This window comes from Streptomyces sp. NPDC096132 (assembly GCF_044763345.1).
In the GTDB taxonomy this organism is placed as follows: Bacteria; Actinomycetota; Actinomycetes; order Streptomycetales; family Streptomycetaceae; genus Streptomyces.
Genome location: NZ_JBIWGA010000015.1, coordinates 238,606 through 252,403 on the forward strand (window position 1 = coordinate 238,606; position 13,798 = coordinate 252,403).

Annotated in this window: 17 protein-coding genes; all 17 read right to left on the reverse strand. The window is 70.4% G+C overall.

Going from position 1 to position 13,798, the window contains the following annotated elements:
* Positions 1 to 7: 7 nt before the first annotated feature.
* A complete protein-coding gene (locus ACIRF9_RS32310; protein WP_403829293.1) occupies positions 8 to 823 on the reverse strand; it encodes a hypothetical protein in 816 nt (271 codons plus the stop codon).
* Positions 823 to 1,908: a hypothetical protein gene (locus ACIRF9_RS32315; RefSeq protein ID WP_403829295.1), complete on the reverse strand. Its 1,086-nt coding sequence runs from the start codon at positions 1,906 to 1,908 to the stop codon at positions 823 to 825. Before ACIRF9_RS32315 ends, ACIRF9_RS32310 begins: the two co-directional genes overlap by 1 nt.
* The gene (locus ACIRF9_RS32320; RefSeq protein ID WP_403829297.1) at positions 1,905 to 2,933 is read right to left on the reverse strand and encodes a hypothetical protein; all 1,029 of its coding nucleotides are present in this window, start codon (positions 2,931 to 2,933) and stop codon (positions 1,905 to 1,907) included. Before ACIRF9_RS32320 ends, ACIRF9_RS32315 begins: the two co-directional genes overlap by 4 nt.
* Before the next feature lie 10 nt (positions 2,934 to 2,943).
* Entirely contained in the window at positions 2,944 to 3,813 is an 870-nt protein-coding gene (locus tag ACIRF9_RS32325; protein ID WP_403829299.1) for a hypothetical protein, read from the reverse strand.
* A gap of 13 nt (positions 3,814 to 3,826) precedes the next feature.
* Entirely contained in the window at positions 3,827 to 7,870 is a 4,044-nt protein-coding gene (locus ACIRF9_RS32330) for a phage tail tape measure protein (RefSeq protein ID WP_403829301.1), read from the reverse strand.
* Positions 7,871 to 7,896: 26 nt separating this feature from the next.
* The gene (locus ACIRF9_RS32335) at positions 7,897 to 8,169 is read right to left on the reverse strand and encodes a hypothetical protein (protein WP_403829303.1); all 273 of its coding nucleotides are present in this window, start codon (positions 8,167 to 8,169) and stop codon (positions 7,897 to 7,899) included.
* A gap of 32 nt (positions 8,170 to 8,201) precedes the next feature.
* Positions 8,202 to 8,726 (reverse strand): hypothetical protein, encoded by a 525-nt coding sequence (locus ACIRF9_RS32340; protein WP_403829305.1) that lies wholly within the window; start codon positions 8,724 to 8,726, stop codon positions 8,202 to 8,204.
* Positions 8,726 to 9,205 carry a hypothetical protein gene (locus ACIRF9_RS32345; protein WP_403829308.1) on the reverse strand — a complete coding sequence of 160 codons (480 nt, stop codon included), beginning with the start codon at positions 9,203 to 9,205 and terminating at the stop codon, positions 8,726 to 8,728. The genes ACIRF9_RS32340 and ACIRF9_RS32345 overlap by 1 nt, the downstream gene beginning before the upstream one ends.
* Before the next feature lie 61 nt (positions 9,206 to 9,266).
* On the reverse strand, positions 9,267 to 9,599 hold the full coding sequence (locus ACIRF9_RS32350; protein WP_403829311.1) for a hypothetical protein: 333 nt from the start codon (positions 9,597 to 9,599) through the stop codon (positions 9,267 to 9,269).
* Positions 9,600 to 9,612: 13 nt separating this feature from the next.
* A complete protein-coding gene (locus ACIRF9_RS32355) occupies positions 9,613 to 10,026 on the reverse strand; it encodes a hypothetical protein (protein ID WP_403829313.1) in 414 nt (137 codons plus the stop codon).
* A gap of 4 nt (positions 10,027 to 10,030) precedes the next feature.
* On the reverse strand, positions 10,031 to 10,429 hold the full coding sequence (locus ACIRF9_RS32360; RefSeq protein WP_403829315.1) for a hypothetical protein: 399 nt from the start codon (positions 10,427 to 10,429) through the stop codon (positions 10,031 to 10,033).
* A complete protein-coding gene (locus ACIRF9_RS32365) occupies positions 10,426 to 10,842 on the reverse strand; it encodes a DUF6093 family protein (protein WP_403829318.1) in 417 nt (138 codons plus the stop codon). Before ACIRF9_RS32365 ends, ACIRF9_RS32360 begins: the two co-directional genes overlap by 4 nt.
* Complete coding sequence (locus ACIRF9_RS32370) at positions 10,839 to 11,399, reverse strand: hypothetical protein (RefSeq protein ID WP_403829321.1); 561 nt, start codon at positions 11,397 to 11,399, stop codon at positions 10,839 to 10,841. The genes ACIRF9_RS32365 and ACIRF9_RS32370 overlap by 4 nt, the downstream gene beginning before the upstream one ends.
* A gap of 10 nt (positions 11,400 to 11,409) precedes the next feature.
* On the reverse strand, positions 11,410 to 11,748 hold the full coding sequence (locus ACIRF9_RS32375) for a hypothetical protein (RefSeq protein WP_403829323.1): 339 nt from the start codon (positions 11,746 to 11,748) through the stop codon (positions 11,410 to 11,412).
* A 1-nt stretch (position 11,749) separates the two neighbouring features.
* Entirely contained in the window at positions 11,750 to 12,127 is a 378-nt protein-coding gene (locus ACIRF9_RS32380; RefSeq protein ID WP_403829326.1) for a hypothetical protein, read from the reverse strand.
* Positions 12,128 to 12,142: 15 nt separating this feature from the next.
* A complete protein-coding gene (locus ACIRF9_RS32385) occupies positions 12,143 to 12,997 on the reverse strand; it encodes a P22 coat protein - protein 5 domain protein (protein WP_403829329.1) in 855 nt (284 codons plus the stop codon).
* Positions 12,998 to 13,015: 18 nt separating this feature from the next.
* Complete coding sequence (locus ACIRF9_RS32390; RefSeq protein WP_403829332.1) at positions 13,016 to 13,774, reverse strand: hypothetical protein; 759 nt, start codon at positions 13,772 to 13,774, stop codon at positions 13,016 to 13,018.
* Positions 13,775 to 13,798: the final 24 nt, after the last annotated feature.

Consider the following 13,798-nt stretch of genomic DNA (forward strand, 5'->3'; position numbering starts at 1 on the left):
TCTGCTCTCATATGTCGGTGCCGATGATGCCCCAGACGATCGTGACGGCTGTGGTGCTCTGGCGGGTCGCCCACACGGTCAGTCCGGAGCTGGTCAGGTTGGTGTAGCCCGAGCCCGTCACGCCGTTCGTGGCCCCGGTGAAGCCCGGCGCAGGGTTCGCGATGGTGGTGAAGGCGCGCAGCACCGTCCCGGGCACGTTGAGGCCGGACACCGTGACGCTGGTGGGCGTGTTCGCGGCGGACGGGGTGATGGCCACCGAGCCGGTGACGATGTTCGAGGCGGTCAGCGTGCCGAGGACGTCGACCCCGCACAGCGTGCCGTTCTCCCCCTGGAAGTAGGCGCGGGGCAGCCCGGCGGCGAAGACGGATTCCAGGATGAGCAACAGCCGGTGATCGGTGTCCGCGACCGAGCCCGAGGTCAAGGTCAGGTTGGCGTACTGGGCCGTGTCGGTGTCGTAGTACGCCGACGCAGGTACGGCGACCAGCCCATCGGCGACCGGCCGCCACACGATGGTTCCGGCGCCGAGCAGGGTGGCCATGTTGTACGGGTCCTGAAAGCCGCGGGTCCACAGGCCGCCCGCGCCGTCGGCCTGGGGACCGAGCTCGGCCAACACGGTGACGCCGTCCTCGGCGTACACGCGCACGGACTGACTGGACTGGGCGAGCTCCACCCGGCCGCCGTCGGCGGCGGTGCGCACGTTGCCGATCGTCGCCGAGGTCAGCCGGCGCGCGGCCCGCAGCTCACGCACCTCCCGCTCGAGGGCCCGCACCTTCCGGGCCATGGTGGTGGCGTCTGTGGGCAACTGGTCGATCTGGCGCGGCATCAGCCCTCCTCGACGAGAATCGGCTTGACCCGGTCGGCGGCCGGGTCCAGCTCCCACGCCCAGCAGCGGGCGACCGTCTCGACGCCGGACGGATGGCGAGGCGACCTGGTGACGCTGAGGCGGACGCTGTCGCCGAGGAGCCAGTCCCGGCCCAGCCTGGGCGCGCGGGAGGCAACGGCCTGGACGGTCCACACCTGGGCGCCTTCCGCCATCAGAGCGACCGCCTGGGTGGCGTGGGCGTTGAGCTGGTCGGGGTCGGTCACCCCGGAGGCCGGGGTGAACCGGTACTCCCACAGGGGCCAGCCGTTGGCGAGCAGGGCTGTGGCGTCCATCGTGGACGAGGTGAGCCGGGAGGTGCCCTCGCCCTCGCCGCGGGCGATGACTCGATCGGCGCCCTTGCCCTGCTCGTACGACTCGGACAGCACGTACTCGGCGACGCAGCCGGGGAAGTCGAAGACGCCCTCGGGGTTCGTCGACTGGGTGCCGATCGCGGCCCGCACCCGGAACGGGAAGGTGAAGCCCGTGTGGGTGCCGTTCCAGGCGACGTCGATGGTCCACTCGGGCCCCCCTTCCAGGCCCATGACCTCCTGGAGGCAGGACAGGATGCTCTTGTCGTCGCCGTCGTCGGCCTCGTAGTCCATGGTCACGCCGGTGGCCACCGAGTCGATGACCAGGGGCGGCCCGCTGGTCAGAGCCGGGGTCACCAGCGCGGACACGACCGAGGCCTGATCGACGCCCACCAGGACCTGGGTGCCGGGGAACCGGGCGTCCAGGTAGGCCTCCAGGGTCGCGGCGCCGAGCGTCACGGTAGTTGCGCTGCCGCCGTCGCGGGGCAGGACGACGCCCGCCCACAGCGGGGTGTCCGTAGCTGTGTCGACGGCGACCAGGGCGGCGCGGCCCGGTGCGGTCGCCGACTCCCACTCCCTCGGCGCGCCTGCCAGGGGCAGCTCGAACTGGGTGGTCGTGGAGGCGCCGAGCTTGCGGGACAGGGCGCCGGTCGGTTTCAGTGCGGGCAGGTCCTCGATGATGCCGCCGGTCTTCAGGTCGACTCCGTACCAGGCCAGCCGGTAGGCGAGCTCGGTCATGAGGCCGACTCGTAGCTGGCCGCCAGGCGCAGCACGTTGGTGTTCGCGAAGGTGGCTGGGGTGGTCGGACTCATGTTCGCGGCGATGGACGCGTTGGCCGCCGTGGGGAACGTCGCGGTTACGGTGGTCCCACCGGTGCCCACGATGCACTGTCCGATGTAGGTGCTGGAGCCGGTGAGGCGGGCCGTGCCGAGGTCATCGATGCTGGAGCCTGCGGCCGCGACCGGCAGGCTCCACGTGTAGGCGCCGGACCCGAACGTCGTGGTGCTGCCCGGGATCAGGGTGATCTTGAAGATGACCAGCCGCCCGACCTTGATGTATTTGCCGCTGATGCTGCCGTTGCCGAGAACCGGGTTGGTTGTGACGGCCGTCCAGGTCGGCGTGTACGACGTCCACGCGGTCGGCGTTTTGAAGTACGTGTCCCAGGTGCTGCCGTTGTAGCGCAGCAGGTTGGTGCCGTCGTCGTAGTACTGGCCGGTGTACGGGCTGCTGGGCGCGGTCGACGAGGGCAGGATGCCGCCCGGCGCCACCGTGTTCGGGCGCACGGCCGTGGATACCGTGGGCGAGCCGCCGCCGGACGGCGGCACGCTGATGGTGGCCAGCGGCATGTAGATCTGCGTGCCCGCCGGCGTCGGCGCGACCGGCGAGGCCGCCGCGGTTCCCGCCAGGTACACGATGTCGGCCTGGTTGAGTCCGGAGGCGTCGACCGAGTTGTCCCAGATCCTCAGATACACCAGGTCGATGCGGGAGAGCGTGGCGTGCGCGGCGGTCAGCGTGCCCGGCGACACGGAGGACGGGAAGGCGGCCCGGTAGACGCCCTGGCCGCTGTACGCGACCGTCGCGACACCGGCGGAGCAGTTGATGGTCGACCCGGCCAGGGACACGGTCAGGCCCGGGTCGCCCGGGCGGACGCCGGAGCGCGAGCCGAGCGCGGTCCCGTCGCCCATGACGGTGACGGCCTCCAGCCGGCGGGTTTCGAGGCCGGACAGGGTCAGGGTGTCGATGGCCCACACGTCTACCGGCATGGTGCACTCCTCACATCCACGCCGACCGCCACTGGACGGTCAGCGTCGCGCTCGCGTTGTAGGCGGTGGACTGGAATTGATAGATCACGGAGCTGCTCGCGCTGATGGTCGGCCAGCCGTTGGACACGGTCATGAACCGGCGGCGCGAGACGTTGCCGTTGATGAGCACCGTGTGGGCGTCCGTATCGATGACCAGCGTCTCCCCGGAGGCGAGGTCCTGGCCGTAGACGAGCTGGCGCACGGTGCCGTCCGGGTAGAGCCCAGACACGACCGGCGCGACCACAGGCCCGGCGATCGTCAGGACCGGCCGGGAGTCCGCAGTGCCCGCATTCACCGCGACGATCTGCCCGGCCGTCACCGTCGCCGAGAACGTCACAGGAAACGTGATCGGGAAGCTGAGGCCGCCGCTGGAGGTGGGCAGGTTCGTGGTTGCGCTGCTGAGCGTCGCGTCGTACCGGCGAGGGTCCGCGGCGGTCACCATCACCGAGTACGTCGCCGTGGTGTCGGTGACGTGCTGGACGAGGAGCTTCCCGCTGCGGCGGACGGTGGCCTGCTTGGGGACCGTCTCGCCGACCAGGAGCACGGTGTCGGTCAGGCCGGCCGCCACCCGCAGCGTCTCCATCGCCTGGTCCAGGGCGGCCCTCGACGGCGCCACGATGGTGCCGCCGAGGGTGATCGGGCGGGCGCCGAGGTAGACCGTGGACGCCCACGCCCCGTGGTCTGCCTCCCGCTCGGTGAACTCGGCCCGGACGTCGGGCGAGTCCCAGCCCTCCAAACTCTGGAGAAACCAGGCGACGCCGCCCGAGTCGACGGCGCCCAGGATCAGACTGCCCAGGGTGGCCGACAGGCCGTCCAGGGCGGCGCCCGGTGTGTACGGCATCCCTCCCCCTTCCTCAGCCGATGAACTGCATGTGGCGGGCGACGTCGGCGGCCTGCTCGGCCGTCGACTGCTTGGCGCCGTACAGGTTCACGGTGATCTGCCGGGTCACCTCCCGCGCCACAGCCGCGGTGCTCGCTCTGCCGCCCCCGTACCGGCCCGCCGGGACGAGCTGGTAGCCCATGGCTGCCGCCGATTTGGCCAGCAGCGCCCGTGAGCGCGTCGACCGGTTCAGCGGGATCCAGGCCTCGGGCACGCCGGCCTCGCCGCCGAGGACCATGCCCGGGCGGGTGAGGATCCCGCCGAGGGCCATGGCCTGCCCGCCCTGCTGGACCCACTGCCGCACGAAGGTGGCCTTGTTGGCCTCGGGCAGCGAACCGATCTGCTTGGTCATCTTCGGAACCAGGGCGCGGATGGTGGCCACGTCCAGGCCAGCGGCGATGAGGTCGGCGAACCCTCGCCCGGTGCCACCTCGCAGCGTCGAAAGCAGGACCAGGCTGTTGGCGAGGTCCTCGCCGGTCAGCGTGGCCTGCGCCGAGCCGACGGCCTTGTTCGCGGCGGCTGCCGACTTGCTGTCACTGACCGCCTGGTGGGCGAGCGTCATCGCCGAGGCGTCGCCCTGGGCGGCCAGGGCCTGGGCGAGGTCGCCAAAACCCTGGGCGGCCAGCTTCTGGAGGTCGGCCGCGAACTGCTGGGACTCCTTCGTCGAGCCGCTGAGCTGTTTGGTGTAGTCCGCCAGCGTGGCCTTCGCCAGTTCGCCCGTCTGCTCGAGCTTCTTGACGATGTCCTTGAACTGCTTGTCGCTCGCCCCCGCCAGGGCGTTGACGAGGGCGTAGCCTTCCTCGCCCATGCCCTCCAGCATGTTCTTCAGCTCGGCGCCGCCCCGCATGCCGATCTTCTGGAGGTTCTTGCGCCAGCGTGTGGTCTCCGCCAGCGACTCGGCGAGCTGCGTCTGGTAGGCCTTCAGGTCGAAGGCTTTGGGCGCCTTGGCGCCCTTCTTCAGCCCCAACTCGGCATCAGCCGCGTTGACGTCCCGGCGCTCCTTCGCCACCGTGGCGTCGGCGGATCGCTTCGCCTTGCGGGCCTTGTCCACCTTCTCCTCGGCGGAGCGAAGCTGCGCGGCGGTGTGGTGCCCCTTCCTCACCTTGCTGAGGTTCTTCTCGGCGTCCTTCAGCGCGTCGGCGGCCTTCGTCTGCGCCTTCAGCGCCGCGTTGAGGTCGTCCCAGGCCTTCTTGAGGTCCTCGATCTCCTGGTCGTACCGCTTCATCGCGTCCGACGGGCCGCCGAGGACCGGCTGCCCGGTTGGCGTGTACGTGAAGCCGGCCAGGCCGCCGGAGGCGAACCGCTTTGCGTTGATGCGGTCGAACATGGCCAGGCCGTACTTGCGGACGGCGTCGGCCTTGATGACGTACTCGCCGTTGGAGACCAGGGCCGGGATGCTGTCTGAGGTGCCCGTGCCTGGTCCGACGATGGGGCCGCCGGACGGGTACAGCTGCACCATCCCCCCGGTGGCGTAGCGGCGGACCAGGCCGCCGCGGGCGTACTTCGAGACGCCGCCTTCGCCCGTGGTCGGGCGCCCCGCGGTGCTTTTGACGGAGCGTTCCTCACGGATCGTCGTGATGTGGATCGTCTTGTCCGTCAGCCGGCGGATCGCGGCAGCGAGGGCGTTGACGTTGGCTTGCTGGGTGCCGGTCGGGACGGTGATCTCAACCTTCTTGCCCTTGGTGTTCTTGATCTTGAATCCGAGAGCTTCCAGCTGCGCACGGGCCTCGGCCGTCAGCGCGTCAACGGTGATCTTCTTGCCCTTGGTGTGGGCGACCTTGTCCTGCACCGCCTGCAGATCTGCCACGGCGCCCGCAGTTTCGGCGTCCACCTCGGTGGTGACGTTTCCTGGCAGCCGCGCGTATGCGGCAAGGAGCTGCTCAGTGGCGTCCTTGGAGAAGCCCTTCGCGAGCATGTCCTTGCGGAGTAGCTCGATGTCTTTCTCCAGAACCTTCTGTCCAGCCGCTTGCGTGCCTGTCTGCTCGGCGATCGCCTGGGCGTGTTCCTGGGCGGCCTTCGCTGTGTCCAGGAACGATTGCTTCACCTTGCGGCCGCTGTCGGTGGTGACGTCCAGCGAGTGGCCGTTCTCCTTCACGGTCTCGTTGAGGTCGGCCAGGGACTGCTGGAAGTTGATCTCGGCCTCAGCCGCCGAGATGGCGCCACCGTTGAGCAACTTCAGCGCGTCCGACAGCTTCTCGGCCTCGGTGCGCTGATCGTTCAACTCGTCGGCGGTCAGCCCCGCCTGCTTCGCCAGCTCGGCCTGGGATTCCGCGGTCAGCTGCTGCTGGGTGTCCGCGGCCGTCAGGCCCTCGGCGTACTGCGGCAGCAGTGTGCGCAGCTTCTCCGTGGACGTGCCCTGAGCCTCCGCCTCCCGGGCCAGCTTGGCGAAGGCCTGCGCGGCCACGTCGCTCGCGCCGCCCTCGACGAGGCCCTTCAGCGCCTCGTCGATGCCCTTGATCTTCTTGCGGGCCTCGTCCAGACCAGGGTCGTTCGCGCCGATGTGCGTGATGGTGTAGAGGGAGTCGCCGACGCGGTCCAGGACGCTCGGATGGGCGATGCGGGCCACGGCCTCGCCGAAGCCGTCCAGGTCCTTGCCGAACACGCGGGTCAGCTCGCCGGCTGCCTTGCCGGTCTTGGCGAAGTTGAGCAGGGCATTGCCCATCTTCGTCACGTTCGGAGGCGCGTCCGCGAACATGTTGTTGAGCTTCTCCGTGCCCCATCGGACCGCCTCGAGAGCGCCGACGACCAGGGTGAGGCGGCCCAGGCTCATCATCGCGTACCGCACCCTGGCTGCGGTGACGCCCATCGCGGCGAGCGCGGTGGTGGTGGCGTGCAGGCGGGGGATGAGCAGCAGGATGCCGGCGGCGGCCAGGGCTACGGCGCCGCCGAACCCCATGAACAGGGTCACGGCGTGCTGGACGTCTGGAGGCAGGGAGTTGTAGACGTTGACCAGGCGAGTGATCGTCTGGGTCATGTCCCGCAGTGCCCCGTTGGCCGCCGAGCCGGACTCGATCAGGGCGACCTCAATGGCGCCCCGCAGCCGCTCCAGGTCGCCGACCAGGTTGTCGGTCTGGACGGAGGCCATGCGCTGGGCGGCGCCCTGGTCGTCGACGGCGGAGACGTACTTGTTGATGCCGTCGGCGCCGAGCTCGTACAGGATCGTCGCCGAGCGGACGGCGTCCGCTCCGAAGATCGTCGCCATGGCCGCGTTGCGGGCCTCCGGCGTGAGCTTGGAGAAGCTGGTCTTCATGCGGGCCGCGAGCTCGGTGAGCCCGACGAACTTGCCGGACGCGTCGTAGGCGCTGAAGCCGATGGCGTCCATCATGCCCTTGGCCTCTTTGCTCTGCGGGACCAGGCGCTGGAGCATTACCTTCAGCGAGGTACCTGCGTCCGAGCCGATCAGGGCGTGGTCGGCGAACGCGCTGAGGACGCCCACGGTGTCCTCGATGGACAGGCCGGTCTGGTGCGCGAGCAGGCCACCCATCCGCAGGGACATCGCCAGGCCGTGCACGTCCGCAGCGCTCTTGTTCGCGCCAGCCGCGAGGAGGTCGGCGATGTGCGTGACGTCCTTGCCCTTCAGCCCGAACGTGTTCATGGCCTGCGCGGAGACGACGGCCGCCTCGCTGAGGTCGACCTGCCCGGCCGCGGCGAGAGCCAGCGATCCCTTCAGGGCGCCGCCGACGATGTCCGCGGTGGAGATACCGGCACGCGCGAGCTCGGCTTCCGCGCGGGCAGCCTCCGTCGCCGTGAAGCTGGTGGTCTTGCCCGCCTCCAGTGCGGCCGCCCGCAGCTTGCCCATGTCTTTCGCGGAAGCCCCGGTCACCGCTCGGACGTTGGACAACTCCTTGTCGAACTTGGCGGCCGCCGCTGCCGCTACGGCGAACGCTGCGACGAGCGCCGTGCCTGCCTTTGCCCCGATCCCTGCCATCCGGGACGTGTTGTCGGCGGCCCGCCGCATGCTGCGGGTGTACTGGTTGACGTCCGCGACCAGGCGGACGTTGACGGTGCGGGTGGCCACGGCTCACCCCCCGTCGTGCTCGTGCGCTACGTGCGCCGCTCGATGTGGACGTGCAGCCCTGCGGACTCGCCGCCCTTGTCCTGGTAGGCCTTCACGGCCTGCGCCGAGGCTGTGCAGGCGTGGCAGCGAATCAGTTCGGCCCGGTAGCCCTCTTCGTTCGCACGGTCGGTGGCCTCGCCCCACGGCTGCCGGCACTCCGGGCAGGAGTCCGCCTCGACGTCCAGCAGGGCGAGCGCCCACGCCCGGTCCTCCGGCAGCCACAGCGGCTCCCCCGACCCGACGACCCGGCCCAGAAACACCGAGCGGGGGACGCCCCAGGCGCGGGCGGCTTCTACTTCCCGCCGCCAAGGCCCGCCAGGAGTGCGGAGGCGGCCAGCGAGAAAGGGGAAGCGTCCGACGCCGCGTCGTTGTGGACCTCCCACGCGGCATCGAACAGGCGCTTCTGTTCACCCACGTTGACCTTCTCGAACAGCTCCTCGGCCTGCTCGGCAGTCATGACGGGGTCGACGCACGAGGCGACGATCAGCGCCTTGGGGAACGTGCGGTCGTCGAACAGCTCGTTGGGGTTGTCCGACGGGTGCGCGGCCAGCAGATCGTTGTACGCGCGGTCCCCGACGAACCGCAGCACGAACGGCACCTCGGCTGCCTTCGCCGCCGTCTGAGCCTCGCGCAGTTCGCGGGCGATCCGGCGGCCGGGGTGCTCGTCAGCGATGCTCTCCGGCTCCCACTCCTGCGACACCTGCGCCAGCTCTGCCGTGAGCCGCTCCACCTCGGAGGCGAGGTCGCCCCGGACGCACACCTGGACGGTGCGCTGCCGGGGCGTCGCGGCCTTGAGGATCTCCTCGATGTTCGGCATCAGGCCACCGTCGCCGCGGTCGCCGGCGGGGAGGTGACCTTCATCGGGGACACGAACTTCATGACCTCGTTCGCCGCCGGGGCGCTGTTCTGCGGCTCACCGCAGGTGATCGGGTACACCTCGCACTTCTGCGAGGACGCCCACGCCGTCGCGTAGGCGATGCCGCGCCGCACGACCAGGTAGCCGGACACCCCGTACTTCAGCGTCGTGTACGGGAGGTCCTCCGCGCCGGTGGTGCCGCGCTTGAAGGTCAGCTCCGTGTCGAAGCCGATACGGCCCACAGTCTTCGTGTCGAACGTCGATGCGAGCGAGGACGTGTCGACGTCGGCGGTGGACGGGTCGATCTTCAGGCCGTCCGGGGTGACCCGGGTCGTGAAGTCGCTGCCCGCGTTGAGCTCGGTCGTGGTGGGGGCGTTGATGTTGGCGATGGACGACGCCCAGACCACCTTGGTCATTCCGTCGCTGATCAGGTCGGACATGGGCCCTCCTCAGGGCATGAAAAACGCCCCGGCGGCGGGGCGGGCGGGACAGGGGCGAGCGTCAGATGACGAGGCTGGCGACGGTGACGCTGGTCGTCGAGGAGTAGGTGATCGAGGCGCTGGTGCCGTCGACGGCGGAGGCGAACAGGTCGGCGGTGATCGGGCCGATCATCTTGTCGCCGGTCGTCGCGGGCACCGTCACCACGAGGTCGGCAGCCGCCTGGCCCCGGACCTTGGCCGTCGCGGTGATCGTCACGGTCATGGAGCTGCCGTTGGTGTTCTTGACGTGCAGGAAGCTGCGTTCGCCGCACGTCACCGTGGTGGACGCGGCGGCGGCCGAGTAGGTCGGGGTCAGGCCGCTCAGTGCGACGACCTGCTGGGCGAGAAGCGCCATGGGGTCTCTCCTGTCAGGCGGGGATCGAGCAGATCCGGTACTGGACCGGCACGAAGTAGACGGGCGGGGTGACGTCGTCGTCCCGCTGGACGGGCGGGCCGCCGAGGTCCTCGGCCGGCCAGCAGGTGCGGCCCTCGACGGCCAGGGGCGTGGTGAGGGCCTGTCGGACCCGGGCGGCGACCCACAGAGCCCGCTCGACGTCGCTCCCCACGCAGGTGACCTGCATGGTGGAGTCGAAGTCGGTGCGGTTGTCGGCGAGCGACGCCCTCACGGCCATGCCCGGGTCCGGGTACAGGACGGCGAACTTGTCCGGCGGCGTCCACCCGGAGCTGGTGGGAGCGCCGCCGACGTAGACGGTGAGGTTGACGGCCTCCAGCGCGGCCTGGACGGCGTCGAGGTGCGGGAGGACGTCGGGGGGTGTGCTCATGGGCTCACCACCAGGCCAGTCCGCGCGCGGCCAGCAGCTCCATCTGAGCCAGGAACCGCGGCATCTCCGCGGCCAGGGCGCGGCCGCCGTCGTTGTGCGGCGGGTTGTGGACCGAGCCGTACTCCAGGAGGTTGCCGAGGGGGCCCTGCGGGCCCGCCTTGTCCGGGCCGATGGTCGCGGCCCAGATGTCCGGCCCGAACCTGGCGATGTCGAAGCCGACGGACCGCGGGTAATGCTTGGCGTGCTTGCGGCCGGTGGCCTGGGCGTTGTTGCGCCAGTCGCGCTTCACGTTCACCGCGCCGCGCATCACCACGCCGCGGGCGTCGCGCCGGACGCGGGGGATGCTGCGGGCCAGGTGTCGTTCCAGGCGGCGGACGTCGCCCATGTCGAAGCGTGTGCTCATGACCTCGTCTCCGCTCTGATCCGCCAGGCCGTGGCCGTGGAGTTGAACTCGACGCCGGTGACCCACAGGCGCAGTCCGACCATGCGGGTGTCCGGTGAGTCGAGGACGTCGAGGACGGCGCCCGGCAGGGGGCGTTCCGTGACCGTGGTGCTCCAGGGCACGGAGACTTCGAAGTCGTTCAGGGTGATCTGCCGGTCCGCTGCGTCGACTTCCTCGCCGCTGGCTGCGGCGACGGGCTTCACCCGGGCGCCGCCGGTGTAGTAGTCCGCGGTCGGTGGCCCTGGTGTGGTCGTGCCGGTGGTCCGGTCGAAGACGTCCGGGCCGGGCATCCACAGGTGGATCCGGTCGCGCTGGAGTTCCGCGGCCGCCGCCCGGCCGCGGGTGAGGAACTCCTCGAAGCCGGGTGCGGTCACGAGGAGCCCACCACCCACACGCAGCGTGCGCTGAGCTCGCGCTGGAGGGCAGCGAGTTCGCTGGGCAGGAGGTCGCCGGTGGCCTGGAGCGCCTCGGTCGCGTACACCTCGCGGTAGTCGTCGATGGCGCGCTCTCGCAGCCCAGCCGACAGCGCGGCCGGGGTGCTGGCGAGGCGGTCGGCGACCTGGCAGGTGAGTTCCACGATGCCGTCGGGCAGCGTGTCCCATCCGCGCCGGTAGGTGACCTGCACGCGGGTGGGGCACCCGGTGACGTGCAGGTGCTCACCGTCCCACCACCAGCCCGTAAGCGTGGTGAGCGCGCCTGTCTCGTCCACGGACGATACGGCCTGGACCTCGAGGACCGGCGGCGCCGGCAGTTCGACTTTCCCGTCCTCGACGGGCAGCTGCACGGTGACGACGCTGGCCGTGATGGGCTGGCCGGCCGCGCGCCGGATCCGGGCCGACGCGCGGGCGAGCAGGGCGGTGGCGGACCCGGGCGGCAGGCTGTAGCCGTAGCCGGTGGCGTCCGCCTCGGTCGCGAGTGAGGGAAGCGGCATGCGGCCCTCCTCAGGTGGGGCTCGGGGTGCCGTACTTCTCGATGAGGTCGGCCTTGGTCATGCCGTCGGCTTCCTCGGGGTCGGCGCCCTTCACAACCGCCCAGCCCACCCACTCCGGCTTGTTGGCGGTCTTGGCGGGCTCGGTCAGCGGCAGGCCGGGAACCTGCTGCCCGGGTGTTGGCACCTTCCCTGCGTCGGAGGCCTCGTCGGACTCGGTGTACAGGGAGCCGTCCTGGTTGACGCGCTGCAGCATGCCCTTGCGCAGGCGCTCCTCGATGGGCTCGGGCAGCGGCAGGTCCATGGCGTGGATGCCGCCGCCTTCGCCCCGCAGGTAGATCGTCTCGGGCATGTCAGGTGTTCCTCGGGACTCGCAGAGCAGTGATGGTGCCGGGGACGACGGCGGCGGCCACGTCGACGAGCATGCTGCCGTCGTTCTGCAGGAACCGGCCGGACTCGAACGGCCCGATCCAGGAGATGGTGTTGGCCGTGACGTTCACGACCAGGTCGCCCTGCCCGCCGGCGGCGGCCAGCGGCAGGGAACCGGCCTTGACGGTGATGTTGCCGCCGGTCGCGCCGACGGCGACGCGCAGCACGGTCAGTTCGGGTACGGCCTTGGCGATGGTGTGACCGTTGCCGGTGCCCGGGTTGAGGGTGACGGCGGTGAGGGAGGCGTCCGCGACGCCGCTGTTGGCGACGAAGCTGGAGTACGCGACGGTGGTGCGTGCCATGTCTCAGGGCTCCGATCAGGTCTGGGAGGCGATGGCCGTGGCCAGCGCGTCGGGGCGGATGACCTTCGCGCCGTACAGAGCGAGGCCCTTGATGGCGTCCGAGAACGAGGACTCGGGGCGGTACGCCTCGGTCTTGTTGATCTGCTCGGCGAAGGAGATCGCCGTGCTGTTCCCGGCGGTCACGACGTAGTCGTCCCCGGTCGGGTTGGGGGCGTTGTTCGAGGCGTAGATGCTGAACCCGCCAGCGCGGCCGATGAGGCCGTTGCGCAGCGCGCTGCCCTGGTCCGCGGACCGGTCGGCGTTGATGAAGTTCGGGTCCAGCAGGGCCCGGCCCTCCAGCCACGGCGGGACAATCATCCACCGGCCCTGTGCGGGCACGTTGGCGTTGTCGAGTGCCACCTTCAGCGGGACCACGATCTTGGAGTAGAAGTACTCCGGGTTGGCCACCGGCACGGAGATCGTGCCGAGCTGGTTCGCCGCCTGGGCCTGCGTGTAGAGGCTGGCGACGTACTGGTCGACGACGTCGGCCAGGGCGTAGGCCGCCTCGGACATGGCCTGGGGCATGACGTCGCCCTTGGCCTGCCGCTTGTCGACGTCGTCGACCTTGAAGGCGAAGTACTTGGACTGGTCGACGACCAGCGTGCGCTGGGCGTCGGTCAGCTCTTCGGGCGTGATGGTCGTGCTGTTCGGCGTGTAGGTGCCGATCGTCGGGCGGGAGATCGAGGTGATGCGGACGGTGTCGCCCGCGTCCTGGATCTCGCCCTCGTAGTCGCGGTTGACCATACCGGGGCCGGCGTAGACCAGCTCCTTGCGGAGTGCGACCAGGAGCTTGGCGGACCAAATCTCCGGCCGGAAACGCGTGATGGACATCAGTTTCCTCTCGGGTGGCTATCCGCCGAGGTAGTCGCGCAGCTGACCCTTGCGGTGAGCCTCGTCGATCTGCTCGGGCGTCATCTTCTTCACGTCCTGCTCGGTGAGCTGGACCGGGCCGCCGCGCCCCTTGCGGGCTCCGCCGTCCCCCGTGCCCTGGAACCTGGGCTCGGCCGCCTTTGCGGCGGCCGCCAGGTATGGGCGTTCCTTCAGGAGGTCCTCGATCGCTTCGGCGATCTCGTCCTCGTCGACCTTGCCGTCTTCGTCGACCTCGAACTGGCTGATGTCGAGGAAGGCGAGGGCGTCGCGCGGGTTGGTGAGCTTGCCGGCCGCCGCCGCGCGGATCTCGGACCGAACGATCCGCTCGTTGGCCCTGGCGGTTGCCGCCCGGTCGGCCTCAGTGCGGATCCGTTCCGAGTCGTCGGCGTTCCCGCCGGCGCCCTTGAGCTGGTCGCGCTCGGACTCGGCGGCCTTGCGCCGCTCGCGCTCCTTGCGCCACCGCTCCTTCATGCGGTCGAGGGCCTGCTTGCCAGCGTCGCCGAGCTGGTCGGCGCCGTCCTCGTCGGCGTCGTCGCCCTCGTCGTCACCCTGGCCGCCGTCACCACCGTCGGCATCGCCGTCCTGGTCGTCGTCGGCGTCGTCCCCTCCGTCGCCGCCGTCCTGGTCCTCGTCGTCGCCGTCGGCGTAGAAGACCGGCGACCAGAGGCCGGCCGGGTAAGGGTGTGCCCAGCCAGCCGCGTGGTTGCGGACATGGCGGGGCAGGGTGGAGAGGTCCATGCGAGTGCTCCCGTTGCGGAAGTC

Coding starts and splice junctions, on each gene's coding strand:
- ACIRF9_RS32310 (WP_403829293.1), bottom strand. CDS start 823: ATGCCGCGCCAGATCGACCAGTTGCCCACAGACGCCACCACCATGGCC.
- ACIRF9_RS32315 (WP_403829295.1), bottom strand. CDS start 1,908: ATGACCGAGCTCGCCTACCGGCTGGCCTGGTACGGAGTCGACCTGAAG.
- ACIRF9_RS32320 (WP_403829297.1), bottom strand. CDS start 2,933: ATGCCGGTAGACGTGTGGGCCATCGACACCCTGACCCTGTCCGGCCTC.
- ACIRF9_RS32325 (WP_403829299.1), bottom strand. CDS start 3,813: ATGCCGTACACACCGGGCGCCGCCCTGGACGGCCTGTCGGCCACCCTG.
- ACIRF9_RS32340 (WP_403829305.1), bottom strand. CDS start 8,726: ATGCCGAACATCGAGGAGATCCTCAAGGCCGCGACGCCCCGGCAGCGC.
- ACIRF9_RS32345 (WP_403829308.1), bottom strand. CDS start 9,205: ATGTCCGACCTGATCAGCGACGGAATGACCAAGGTGGTCTGGGCGTCG.
- ACIRF9_RS32350 (WP_403829311.1), bottom strand. CDS start 9,599: ATGGCGCTTCTCGCCCAGCAGGTCGTCGCACTGAGCGGCCTGACCCCG.
- ACIRF9_RS32355 (WP_403829313.1), bottom strand. CDS start 10,026: ATGAGCACACCCCCCGACGTCCTCCCGCACCTCGACGCCGTCCAGGCC.
- ACIRF9_RS32360 (WP_403829315.1), bottom strand. CDS start 10,429: ATGAGCACACGCTTCGACATGGGCGACGTCCGCCGCCTGGAACGACAC.
- ACIRF9_RS32370 (WP_403829321.1), bottom strand. CDS start 11,399: ATGCCGCTTCCCTCACTCGCGACCGAGGCGGACGCCACCGGCTACGGC.
- ACIRF9_RS32375 (WP_403829323.1), bottom strand. CDS start 11,748: ATGCCCGAGACGATCTACCTGCGGGGCGAAGGCGGCGGCATCCACGCC.
- ACIRF9_RS32380 (WP_403829326.1), bottom strand. CDS start 12,127: ATGGCACGCACCACCGTCGCGTACTCCAGCTTCGTCGCCAACAGCGGC.
- ACIRF9_RS32385 (WP_403829329.1), bottom strand. CDS start 12,997: ATGTCCATCACGCGTTTCCGGCCGGAGATTTGGTCCGCCAAGCTCCTG.
- ACIRF9_RS32390 (WP_403829332.1), bottom strand. CDS start 13,774: ATGGACCTCTCCACCCTGCCCCGCCATGTCCGCAACCACGCGGCTGGC.